Annotated in this window: 12 protein-coding genes; all 12 read left to right on the top strand. The window is 38.4% G+C overall.

Annotated features, from left to right (window positions below; genetic code table 11):
- The first annotated feature begins 9 nt into the window (after positions 1-9).
- The 12 genes from M2919_RS01935 to nth all read left to right on the top strand — a co-directional run bounded on the left by M2919_RS01935 (position 10) and on the right by nth (position 12,641).
- A complete protein-coding gene (locus M2919_RS01935; RefSeq protein WP_276520517.1) occupies positions 10-1,170 on the top strand; it encodes an iron-containing alcohol dehydrogenase in 1,161 nt (386 codons plus the stop codon).
- A 209-nt stretch (positions 1,171-1,379) separates the two neighbouring features.
- Positions 1,380-2,687 carry a GTPase ObgE gene (gene obgE / locus M2919_RS01930; protein ID WP_023606277.1) on the top strand — a complete coding sequence of 436 codons (1,308 nt, stop codon included), beginning with the start codon at positions 1,380-1,382 and terminating at the stop codon, positions 2,685-2,687.
- A 79-nt stretch (positions 2,688-2,766) separates the two neighbouring features.
- Entirely contained in the window at positions 2,767-3,711 is a 945-nt protein-coding gene (gene rnz, locus M2919_RS01925; RefSeq protein WP_248849066.1) for a ribonuclease Z, read from the top strand.
- The gene (locus M2919_RS01920) at positions 3,708-4,496 is read left to right on the top strand and encodes an SDR family NAD(P)-dependent oxidoreductase (protein WP_248849065.1); all 789 of its coding nucleotides are present in this window, start codon (positions 3,708-3,710) and stop codon (positions 4,494-4,496) included. The genes rnz and M2919_RS01920 overlap by 4 nt, the downstream gene beginning before the upstream one ends.
- Before the next feature lie 15 nt (positions 4,497-4,511).
- Positions 4,512-4,913: a LapA family protein gene (locus M2919_RS01915; protein WP_248849064.1), complete on the top strand. Its 402-nt coding sequence runs from the start codon at positions 4,512-4,514 to the stop codon at positions 4,911-4,913.
- 145 nt (positions 4,914-5,058) lie between these two features.
- Complete coding sequence (locus tag M2919_RS01910) at positions 5,059-6,027, top strand: CobW family GTP-binding protein (protein WP_248849063.1); 969 nt, start codon at positions 5,059-5,061, stop codon at positions 6,025-6,027.
- Between the two features lie 22 nt (positions 6,028-6,049).
- Positions 6,050-7,624: a zinc ABC transporter substrate-binding protein AdcA gene (locus tag M2919_RS01905; RefSeq protein WP_248849062.1), complete on the top strand. Its 1,575-nt coding sequence runs from the start codon at positions 6,050-6,052 to the stop codon at positions 7,622-7,624.
- A gap of 74 nt (positions 7,625-7,698) precedes the next feature.
- The gene (gene recJ / locus M2919_RS01900) at positions 7,699-10,008 is read left to right on the top strand and encodes a single-stranded-DNA-specific exonuclease RecJ (protein ID WP_248849061.1); all 2,310 of its coding nucleotides are present in this window, start codon (positions 7,699-7,701) and stop codon (positions 10,006-10,008) included.
- 11 nt (positions 10,009-10,019) lie between these two features.
- Positions 10,020-10,532 (top strand): adenine phosphoribosyltransferase, encoded by a 513-nt coding sequence (locus M2919_RS01895; RefSeq protein ID WP_126761207.1) that lies wholly within the window; start codon positions 10,020-10,022, stop codon positions 10,530-10,532.
- A 92-nt stretch (positions 10,533-10,624) separates the two neighbouring features.
- Entirely contained in the window at positions 10,625-11,242 is a 618-nt protein-coding gene (locus tag M2919_RS01890) for a lysozyme family protein (protein ID WP_248849060.1), read from the top strand.
- 17 nt (positions 11,243-11,259) lie between these two features.
- Positions 11,260-11,985: a DnaD domain-containing protein gene (locus tag M2919_RS01885; protein ID WP_222317699.1), complete on the top strand. Its 726-nt coding sequence runs from the start codon at positions 11,260-11,262 to the stop codon at positions 11,983-11,985.
- Complete coding sequence (gene nth, locus M2919_RS01880; RefSeq protein WP_023606267.1) at positions 11,985-12,641, top strand: endonuclease III; 657 nt, start codon at positions 11,985-11,987, stop codon at positions 12,639-12,641. The genes M2919_RS01885 and nth overlap by 1 nt, the downstream gene beginning before the upstream one ends.
- Positions 12,642-12,664: the final 23 nt, after the last annotated feature.

Here is a 12,664-nt window from a genome sequence, read left to right as displayed (position 1 = left end):
AGGAGCGTTATAATGAGATATTATGATTATTTTTTACCTAATGTAAACTTTTTTGGACCGAAATCAGTAGAGGTAACGGGTGAACGTGTTGCGTTACTTGGCATGAAAAAAGCGTTAATCGTTACGGATAAATTTTTACGAGGATTAGAAAATGGCCCGGTAGCACAAGTGGTCGCGTCATTAGAAGCACAAAAAATTGACTATGCTTTCTACGATGGGGTTGAGCCTAATCCGAAAATTGTAAACTGTCATTCTGGTCATGAAATTTATGAAGCAGAAAAATGTGATGGTATTATTACAGTAGGGGGCGGATCGGCTCATGACTGTGGTAAAGGAATCGGAATCGTTGCGACACATGATGAAGATTTAACAGAATTAGCTGGTATCGATACCTTAACTAATCCACTACCACCAATCGTAGCAGTCAATACAACAGCTGGAACAGCGAGTGAAGTGACACGTCACTGTGTGTTAACAAACACTGAAACAAAATTAAAATTCGTCATTGTCAGCTGGCGTAACGTTCCATTAGTCTCAATCAATGATCCTTTATTAATGATTGGGATTCCACCTGCTCTAACAGCAGCGACTGGTATGGATGCTTTAACACATGCGGTAGAAGCGTATGTATCTAAAAATGCCAACCCTGTAACAGATGCTGCTGCTATTCAAGCGATGAAATTAATCAGTAAAAACTTGCGTCAAGCAGTAGCCAATGGTGAAAACGTAGAAGCTCGTGAAAATATGGCGTATGCTTCACTGTTAGCAGGTATGGCGTTTAACAATGCGGACTTAGGTTATGTTCATGCAATGGCTCATCAACTAGGTGGACAATACGATATGCCTCATGGTGTTGCTAATGCTATTCTTTTACCAACTGTGGAAGAATATAACATGATTTCTAATCCTCAACGTTTTGCTGATATTGCAGAATTCTTAGGCGAAAATATTGACGGCTTATCAACACGTGAAGCAGCTGAAAAAGCTATCTCTGCACTTCGTACGCTAGCTACTGATGTTGGTATCCCTGCGACTTTAGAAGAGATGGGCGTTAAGAAAGAAGACTTTGAATTAATGGCAGAAAATGCCTTACGCGACGGAAATGCTTTCAGTAATCCTCGTCAAGGTAACAAACAAGATATTATCGACATGTTTGAAAAAGCTTTTTAAAAAATAGAAAAAATAATTCATTTATAATATCGCTAATTATAATGACCAAACGGGAAGAGAAACATCTTTTCCCGTTTTTTTGTGATGTTATGTCAGGATGTGGTTTAAAATGATACGTAATACGTGAATGAAAGGAATTTAATTGGACAAACCGTTGAATTCCCTATAAAATGAGTAAGAGATTTCAATAAGATTAGGAGGACACATATATGTCCATGTTTTTAGATCAGGTAACCATTGACGTAAAAGCCGGAAAAGGCGGCGACGGTATGGTTGCATTTAGAAGAGAAAAGTATGTGCCGGATGGCGGCCCTGCCGGTGGTGACGGTGGTCGTGGTGGCGACGTTATATTTGTAGTTGATGAAGGATTACGAACATTGATGGATTTTCGTTTTAACAAACATTTCCGTGCGAAACCAGGTGAGAATGGTATGCGTAAAGGAATGCACGGAAGAGGAGCGGATGATTTAATCGTGCCAATCCCTCCGGGTACGACGATTCGTGAAGCTGAAACAGGCAGATTGCTAGGAGATTTAGTGGAGCATGGCGAGCAATTAGTGGTCGCTAAAGGTGGCCGTGGCGGTCGTGGTAACATTCGTTTTGCGACACCAAGTAACCCCGCTCCAGAAATTTCCGAAAATGGAGAACCTGGAGAAGAATTTCGCTTGGAACTAGAATTAAAAGTTTTAGCAGACGTAGGATTGGTCGGCTTTCCTTCTGTTGGAAAATCGACGTTGCTTTCAATCGTATCAAAGGCAAAACCTAAAATTGGGGACTACCACTTTACAACACTTGCGCCAAACTTGGGTATGGTGACTGTGAAGGACGGTCGTAGTTTTGCTATGGCTGATTTACCTGGATTAATTGAAGGTGCCTCTCAAGGCGTTGGTTTAGGAACACAGTTTTTACGCCATATTGAACGCACACGTGTTATTTTACATGTGATTGATATGAGTGCGATGGAAGGTCGCGACCCGTTTGAAGATTATTTAGCGATTAATCAGGAGTTAGAAGCGCACAACTTACGTTTACTAGAACGTCCTCAAATTATCGTGGCGAATAAGATGGATATGCCAGATGCTGAAGAGAATTTAGTCGCCTTTAAAAAAGAACTGGCAGCCTACCATGACGGTGACATGCCTATCGTTTTTGCGATATCAGGTGTGACGCATCAAGGCGTTGAAGCACTTTTACAGAAAACAGCAGATTTAATCGAATCAACACCTGAATTCCCACTTTACGATGAGGAAGAGCAAGTCGAAGAAAGTGTGACGTATGAATTCAAACCAAATGAGCGTGAATTTGATGTGACACGTGATCCAGACGGTACATGGGTGCTTTCTGGTGAAAAACTTGAAAAACTATTTGTAATGACAAACTTCGACCGCGATGAGAGTGTCATGCGTTTTGCAAGACAGTTACGTGGGATGGGTGTCGATGAAGAGTTACGCTTACGTGGTGCAGTTGACGGTGACCTCGTTCGAATCGAAGAGTTTGTATTTGAATTTGTTGATTAGTTGAAAATGAATGAAAGAATTCTGTGGTAAGCATAGAATTCTTTTTTCACTTATGATATGAAAAGAAAGTAGGGATGTTATGGAGTTAGAATTTTTAGGGACAGGTGCTGGAGTTCCTTCAAAACAACGAAATGTCACGAGTATCGCACTAAAGCTCTTAAATGAACGTAATGCTGTATGGCTTTTCGACTGTGGCGAGGGAACGCAACAACAAATACTCCGTACGGCTATTCGCCCACGTAAAATAGAGAAAATCTTTATCACGCACTTACATGGCGATCATATTTTTGGTTTGCCTGGTCTTTTAAGCAGTCGCTCTTTTCAAGGTGGCGAAACGCCTTTAACAATTATTGGTCCTAAAGGGATTAAAGAATTTGTCGAAACAAGTCTGCGTATTTCTGATAGTCGTTTGAAATATGATTTGATTTTTAATGAGATTGACCAAACAGGCATTATATTCAAAGACCATCAGTTTGAAGTAACCTGTCTTCCTTTAGATCACCGAATTACTTCTTATGGGTTTAGAATACAAGAGGCTGATCACCTGGGCGAATTGTTGGTTGAAAAACTACAAGAAGAAGGCATTACATCAGGCCCTATATATGGGAAGTTAAAAAATGGGGAGACCGTTACTTTAGAAGATGGACGTGTACTAGACGGAAACGACTTTGTCGGACCACGTCAAAAAGGACGTATCGTCACAATATTAGGGGATACTCGTGTGCATCCAAATGCTTATACGCTAGCTTCAGAAGCAGATGTTTTAGTCCATGAAAGTACTTTTAAACATGACGAAGAGAAAATGGCTAAGGCGTATTATCACAGTACGTCGGTACAAGCGGCTAAAATTGCGAAAGAAAGTGATGTCAAACAGTTACTACTAACCCATATTAGTGCCCGTTATTTAGGTCGGGATGTCGCTGCTTTGCAGAAGGAAGCCCGTCACGTTTTTGCTAACACACGTGTGATGCAGGATTTTGATGTGATAGATATTCCGTTTATTAAAGAGGGGGAACGACCATGACGCTAGATAACCGAGTTGTGATGATTACAGGTGCTTCTAGTGGATTGGGAGAACAAATCGCTTACGCTTCTGCAAAAAAAGGCTATCGCTTAGTTTTAGCTGCCAGAAGATACGAGCAGCTAGAAAAAGTCGCAACCAAGTGTCTAACTCATGGCGCGTCTTCAGTTAATATCTATACTTTAGATATTGGTAAGATTGAAACAATCGACCGTGTTTATGCTCAAATCAAAGAAGACGTCGGTCAAGTTGATATCTTAGTGAATAATGCAGGCTTTGGTCTATTTGAAGAATTAATTCATATCGACCTAAAAACGATACAAGAAATGTTTAATGTCAATGTAGTAGGACTAATTTATCTCAGTCGAATCGTCGTCGCTGATATGCTAGCTAAAGGACGAGGTCATTTGATTAATATCGCGTCTCAAGCAGGAAAAATGGCCACACCTAAGTCTACAATTTATGCGGCGACAAAACATGCGGTTCTTGGTTTTTCTAATGCTTTACGCTTAGAAGTTAAACCCTATGGTGTTCAAGTGACAACGGTAAATCCCGGACCCATAAAAACTGATTTTTTCGAACGCGCTGATAAGACCGGTCATTATTTGGACGATATGGGGATTTGGGTCTTAGATCCGAGTAAATTAGCCAATAGAATTGTGGCAAGCTATGATCATACGACTCGAGAAATTAATGCACCGTTTCTAATGAATCTGGGTGCTAATTTTTATACATTGTTTCCTCATCTAGGTGATTTTTTGGCAGGAACCGTCTTTAATAAAAAGTAAAGAGGAGTGATAAGGATGAAAAATGGAACACGATTTTTTATAGGTTTTGTCTTTTTAGTTTTAATCATTATTTTTGCGGTCATTAATACTGATGTCGTACATATTAATTTTGGAATTATGGCGGTTGCTATGCCTTTAATTTACGTCATTTTAGGGTCAACTGCAGTGGGTGCCATTATCGTCTCACTTTTATGGTTTAGCAGTTATTTAAATCAACGAAATGAAATGAAGCAACTTAAAGCAGATAAGGCTGAGTATGTTCAAAAGTTAGACCAAATGGTAGATCATGAAGTTCGGTTGAAAGAACAACAATTCACACAAGAAATAGCAGAGAAAGACCGTCGGATTGCGGAATTAGAATCAGAATTTAGTGCATTAAAAGGCGAACTGTTTGTACCAACTTCTGAGGATTATTAGAAAGAAATGAAAAACTTTGTGACTGTATGAAACAATACAGTTCACAAAGTTTTTTTATTTTTGTCTTGACATCAATTAAATAAACTGATAAATTTGTAAAGGTAAAGCGTAACGGTTACTATTTAATAACAAGAGGTGAATTTTTTTGGGAATACCAATAACAGTTGTTTCTGGGTTTTTAGGTGCCGGGAAAACAACTTTAGTAAATCAAGTACTTCAAAATCAATATTATTTACCGGAAGAAGTATTGATTATCGAAAATGAATTTGGAAGCGTGGGAATGGACCACGATTTTTTATTACATGTTGAGGAAAATATCTATCAGTTAAATAACGGCTGTCTATGTTGTAGTTTAAGAGGCGATTTAATAAACGCATTTGATGCGATTATTAAAACGATTTTAGCTAAAGGAGTTAAACTGAAATCATTTATTATTGAAACGACAGGTGTCGCAGATCCACAACCGATTATTCAAACGCTGATTACAACACCTTCTATTATGGCACATTTCTACATCGACAGTATTATCACTGTTATTGATAGCGACTATTATAACGACGCTGCCATTCACCCTGAAACGATTAAACAAGTCATGCTGGCTGACCGATTAGTGGTTTCAGAAAAAAGTGAATTGAGCAATGATGATAAAAAGAGAATAGAAGATGACTTAAAAGCACTAAATCCACTAGCAGATACGCTTTTTTATGATAAGCGAGATGGTTTTTCATCAGAGGATTTCTTTTCGTTAAATCGCTTTCGATTGGTGGAAGAAGTTGCACTGCCTAAAATGAATGAACAACATGAACATCATCATTCACACTCGTCCCACGAATTTGAGAGCTTTTACCTACCAGCACCAAATCATCTTAACCAAGCATTGTTTTTACGTTGGTTAGACTGGTTACTTTTTGAGTTTGACCAAAAACTATACCGTTTTAAAGGGATTTTAGCTTTTGACGAGTATGAGTTAGCTGTTCAGATTCAAGGAGTAAATCAACAAGTTTCTTTTGAAATGCGACCTGAGTTAGCCACTGAAGCCAAAACAGGTTTAGTTTTAATCGGTCAGGAATTAAATAGAGAAAAAATCGAAACGTCCTTTAAGGACTTAATTTAATAGAAAAGAGGCTATTTATTAAATGAAAAAATTATTAAAAGGACTGGCGCTATCAGCTATAACATTGTCATTACTAACAGCATGTCAAAGTCAGTCTAATCAATCAGACGCTAAGAAAAATGGTTTAAATGTTGTGACGACGTTTTATCCCATTTACGATTTCACGAAAGAAATTGTCGGAGAAGAAGGCGAGGTTTCGCTAATGATTCCGGCAGGGTCAGAACCACATGACTATGAACCTTCAGTTAAAGATATGGCGAAGCTCAATGACGCAGATGCTTTCGTTTACCATAACGAAAATATGGAAACTTGGGTACCTAAAGCACTAAAAAATGTGAAAGAAGACGATGTGGCAATTGTTAAAGGCACAGAGAATATGGTTTTAATGGCAGGAGAAGGCCATGATCACGACCATGGTGACAGTCACGAAGAACATGAAGAGCATGATGAAGATAATAATCATGACGAACATGAACATGGTGAGCATGATGAACATTCTCATGAATTAGATCCTCATACATGGGTGTCCCCAAGACTAGCAATGGAAGAAGTCGAAAGTATTACAGCGCAATTAAAAGAAGCTTTTCCTAAAAAAGCAGAGACATTTGAAAAAAATGCACAAAATTATTTGAAAGAACTAAAGCAGTTAGAAGAAGAATATCAAACGAGTTTATCCCAAGCGAAAAATAAAACATTTGTCACACAACATGCTGCGTTTGGTTATTTAGCTTTAGATTACGGGTTAAAACAAGTAGCGATTGCCGGTATGATTCCAGAGCAAGAAGCTGGGCCTGCTCGGTTGGCAGAGTTAAAAGAGTTCGTCCAAGAAAATGATATTCAATATATTTATTTTGAAGAAAATATGAACGACAAATACGCTCGCACCTTAGCAGAGGAAGCAAAAGTAAAACTAGAAGTTTTAAATCCACTAGAAAGCTTATCTAACGAAGATATAAAAGCGGGTAAAGATTATATCAGCGTCATGCGTGAGAACTTAAAAGCACTTGAAAAAACGACGAAACAAGCTGGAAAAGAAATGACAGAACATGATGACGCTGAAAAAACGGTTGCTGCTGGATATTTTGAAGATCATCAAGTGAAAGACCGTGACCTTTCCGATTATGAAGGAGATTGGCAGTCTGTCTATCCACTTTTAAAAGCAGGCCAGCTAGATGCGGTATTTGACTATAAAGCGAAACAAAAGCAAGATAAAACAGCTGAAGAATATCGTGATTATTATGAAAAAGGCTATCAAACAGATGTTGACCGCATTACGATTAAGAATAAGCACGTCACTTACGAAAAAAATGGTGAAAAAATGACCTATCCATATACATATAAAGGATATGAAATATTAACATATGAAAAAGGGAATCGTGGTGTTCGTTACTTGTTTGAAGCAACGGAACCAGCTGGAGAATTTCAATATATTCAATTTAGTGATCATCAAATCGCTCCTCATAAAGCAGAACATTATCACTTATACATGGGTGGAGACAGTCAAGAGAAGTTATTTTCAGAGTTAAGTAATTGGCCAACTTACTATCCTACCTCATTAAGTGCACATGAAGTAGCTCAAGAGATGGTAGCACATTAGTCTTAACAATTTTAGAGTCTGTGATTATCACAGGCTCTTTTTTCATGCTATAATAGTTGGGTAGGAGTGATGATGTGAAAGAAGCAATGTATACTTGGAAAAAATTACCGTTAGATAATCATAGTGACGTAGAAAAATGGTTAGCTGAACGAGATTTACCAACAAGTTTTGCACCTTTAGTGCAACAACAAGATATTAAAAATGAAGATGCATTAGATCAGTATCTAGCCCCTCGCTTGGATGAATTGGCTGATCCTTTTTTAATGTATGATATGGATAGAGCGATAGAACGCTTGCAACAAGCGATTATGGAAAATGAAAAAATCATCATTTACGGTGATTACGACGCAGACGGCATTACTAGTAGTACGGTGATGAAAGAAGCGATTGAGATGGTGGGTGGCGAAGTCGATGTCTATTTGCCAAATCGTTTTAAAGATGGTTATGGGCCTAACTTAGCCGTCTATGAGCGACTAGTAGCAGAAGACTATCAACTTATTTTGACCGTCGACAACGGCGTTAGCGGCCATGAGGCGATAGCGTATGCTCAAGCTCAAGGTGTTGATGTCATAGTGACGGACCATCACGCGTTGCCTGATGTATTACCTGAAGCGTATGCTGTGATACATCCTGCCCATCCCAAAGGAAGCTACCCTTTTAAAGATTTAGCAGGGGTGGGAGTAGCGTTTAAGTTTGCTTCTGCACTATTAGAAGACGCTCCATTAGAGTTGCTTGATTTAGTTGCGATAGGAACGGTTGCTGACTTAGTATCACTGACAGGTGAAAATCGGTTACTTGTGAAGCATGGTTTAGAAATTTTAAAACAGACGGAGCGAGTCGGTTTACAAGTGTTGTATGAGGAATTAGGAATTGACACCACTCAGTTAGGCTCAGAAGATATCGGCTTTCGAATTGCCCCCCGTCTTAATGCATTGGGCAGAATGGAAGAGGCTATTGTCGGCGTCGAGTTACTTTCGACCTTTGAACCTGAACATGCACGAATGCTTGTCGCACAAGTCGAAACAACGAATCAGGCGCGTCAAAAAACGGTACAACTCATCAATCAGGAAGTTGATACGTTAATAGAAGCTGAAAAATCAGATATCTATGTTCTCGCAAATAAAGGATGGCATGAAGGGGTTTTAGGAATAGTGGCGAGCTATGTTGTAGAAAAAACGCAACGACCGGCTATTATTTTATCAATTTCTGAAGAAGGCCACATAGCGAAAGGCTCGGCACGTAGTGTTCCAGGAGTCAATATTTTTAATCTATTAAAAGAAGTAGCACCGCTTTTACAACAATTTGGTGGGCATGATATGGCAGCAGGCTTAAGTGTTTCAGTAGACAAGTTAGCGGAGTTGAAAGCTGCATTAAATAAGCTCATCAAGACAGATAATTATGATTTAGAGCAAAAGGAGACATTGACCGTTTTAGAAGTCACACAATCAGAGATGTTAAGTATTGATTGGATTGAAAAACTTGCGGTATTAGAGCCATTCGGAACGGATAATCCTAAACCGTTATTATTGTTAGAAAAAGCTCGTCCAATGGATGCTCGTCAAATTGGCATTGACCATCGACATTTAAAAGCACAGCTTCAACATAAAGTAGCTGAACGCCCTCTAGATTTAATCGGATTTGGCTTTGGTGAAGCTTATGACAGCTTTAGCATGGCAGATGAAGTCGACGTAGTGGGTACATTATCGATTAACGAGTGGAATGGAGTTAGACAGCCACAGCTAATGCTGAAAGATTTTAAATTACAAGGCACGCAATTATTAGACTTTCGAGAGCAAGCTCATAAAGTAAAAGATATCATGCGTGATAACACTGTCTATTTCTATTTTAAAGAAGACACAGCTAAGCAGTTTTCTTTTATACCTACTGCACAATTAATCGCAGTGGATGAATCTCAGCCTATTGAACAGTTAGATATCGAAGCAGGGACTAGTGCGGTTTTTTTAGACTGTCCAGTCGAAGCAGAAACGTTACGTACGATAGTAAATCTGACAGAGTTTTATAAAATCTATTTAATACTCTTAAGTGAAACACAAGCCTATTTAACAGGTATGCCATCTCGTCAGGATTTTGCTGCCCTCTATCGCGTGATCCAATCCAGTCAGGAAATAGACGTGCGAAATAAACTACCAATGCTTGAGAAATATTTAAGAATTCCAATTTCTAAGATAAAGTTCATGATAAACGTGTTTTTTGATTTGAATTTTGTTACAATAGAAGATGGTTTGATGACAAAAGTAGCGGAACCAGTCAGCACACCTCTTGAAGAAAGTCGTTATTATAAAGAACGACAAAAACAAATGAAAACTGAAGAATTTTTATTATATGGTGATATCAATCAAATAAAAGATTGGTTACATCAATAGGAGGAAATAGTGTGAATTTAAAAGATTATATTGCAAGTATACCGGACTATCCAAAAGAAGGAGTTATCTTCCGTGACATTTCCCCGTTAATGGGTGACGGAGCGGCTTATCGAGAAGCGACGCATCAGATTGTAACTTATGCCAAAGAAAAAAATATTGATATGATTGTTGGACCTGAAGCTCGTGGTTTTATTATCGGCTGTCCAGTTGCTTATGAATTGGGAGTAGGGTTTGCCCCAGCGCGTAAAAAAGGAAAATTACCTCGTGAAACGATTGAAGTAAGCTATGGCTTAGAATATGGTGAAGCCATCCTAACCTTGCATAAAGATGCTATTAAACCTGGTCAACGTGTTTTAATTTGTGATGATTTATTAGCAACTGGCGGTACCATCGCGGCTACTATTGAAATGGTTGAAAAACTTGGCGGCGTGGTTGTCGGATGTGCCTTTCTAGTAGAATTAACTGAGTTAAATGGTCGAGATAAGATTAAAGATTATGATATTTTAACTCTTATGGATTTCTAAAATATGATAAAAGCGTAGGGAGCGTATTTTGTTCCTTACGTTTTTTTAAACAATGGGAGCCTGTTACCGACTGGGAAAAAGAAAGGATAGTTATGCGAAAAAAGAAAAAAATCGGAACGTTTTTAATTGGCTGTGTGCTCCTATGTTTTCTAATACTAAGTGGTATTTATCTTTACCGAGTAAAAAAGGGAATTCGAGAGTTAGAAAAATGGGAAGGGTATATTAATCAAATGGTCGTAAAATATGATATACCGGATGACAAGAAATTAGTAGAAGCGATTATTTTAACGGAAACTAAAGGACAACATATTGATATTATGCAAAGTAGCGAAAGTCAGACGGGAAATCCGAATACGATTTTCAGCTCGGAAGAGTCGATTGAATCTGGGGTTAAACATTTAGCCGATGTGATTCACTATGGGGAGCAAAAAGAGGTAGATAAGTGGACGAGTGTTCAGGCTTATAACTTCGGTAGTCAATATATAGATTATGTAAACCAAAGAGGGAATATCAATACATTGGATCTAGCGGAAGAGTATTCAAAAACCGTCTTAGCCCCGTCATTAGGAAATAAGGATGATACAACGTATCGTTATTTAACACCTAAAGCGATTTGGTATAATGGGGGCTACTTATATCAAAACGGTGGAAATATTTTTTATGCAGATCGCGTTAAATGGCATTTAACACTGATAAAATGGTTGGAATGAGAAATGGAGAGAAGTAAATGGAACTATCGAGCTATTTGAAAGCGGGAGGGACGTATGTCTCTAACTTAGTCCTTCAATACTATCGACATATTGGGTTAAATGAAAAAGAAGTCATGCTATGGATGCAAGTGAATCGGTTCATTCAACAAGGTGTTTACTTTCCTAACATGCAACAAATTAGCGATGAGACGGGCGTCCCTTCCGAAGAGCTGTATCATCTATTAGAAGAACTTGTGAATAAAAAAGTCCTTGCCATAGAGTCAGCGGTCGATCAACAAGGACGAACCTATGATCAATATAATGTGACGCTTATTTATCGTCAAATTGAAGAGTATTGTCAAGAAAGCATGCATCAACATCAAGTCGTTGAACAAGAAATCAGTGAAAAACAACTATTTCAAGAAATTGAAGTAGAATTTGGACGAACCTTGTCTCCTATTGAGCGAGAAACAATAGGTTATTGGTTAACAAAAGATGGTTATGGTGTAGAATTAATCTCGCTAGCGTTAAAAGAGGCAGTATTAAATCAAGCTTACAGCTTAAAATATATGGATAGAATTTTATTAAGTTGGGAAAGAAAAAACATTCGTAATGCGCAGGATGTCGAAAAAGAAAAACGTCGTTATGAAAACCAGATGACAGATAAACATACCCCTGACTATGAGGATCATACTCGAAACGCACCGCGAGTTCCATTATATAATTGGCTAGATCCTTCAAAAAATAATGCGGAGGAATCATAATGTTATCAAAGAAAAAAACATTAGAAGCGATAGATGTTATGGCTGAGATGTTTCCAAATGCCGAAGGAGAATTAATACATAAGAATTCATTCGAGTTGCTAATTGCTGTGATTTTAAGTGCGCAAGCGACCGATGTATCGGTTAATAAAATTACCCCTGCTCTGTTTGAAAAATTTCCAACTCCGCAGGCTTTTGTAGAGGCTCCTTTAGAAGAAATTGAGAATAGTATTCGCACTATCGGCTTATTTAGAAATAAAGCCAAGCACATAAAAGGGTGCTGCGAAATGTTAATCCGAGATTTCAATGGGGAAGTCCCTCAAACTATTCCTGAGTTAATGAAACTACCCGGTGTTGGCAGAAAAACAGCGAATGTCGTAGCAGGAGATGCCTTTGGTATTCCTGCAATAGCAGTTGATACGCATGTTGAACGTGTATCCAAACGGTTACGTATTGTTAAGCAATCAGCATCGGTTATAGAAGTTGAAAAAACACTCATGCAAAAAATACCGAAAGAACGTTGGGTAGATACACATCACCGCATGATTTTCTTTGGTAGATACCATTGTTTAGCACGTGCGCCAAAGTGCGAAACATGTCCATTGCTTTATCTGTGTGAAGAGGGACAAAAAAGATTAAATGTAAATGAAAAAAAGTAAGCAATGCGAAATCGCATTGCTTA

This window comes from Vagococcus lutrae, from assembly GCF_023299185.1.
Lineage (GTDB): Bacteria > Bacillota > Bacilli > Lactobacillales > Vagococcaceae > Vagococcus_A > Vagococcus_A lutrae.
Note: the sequence above shows the minus strand (reverse complement) of the source record. Positions and strands in the feature narration are given on the sequence as shown.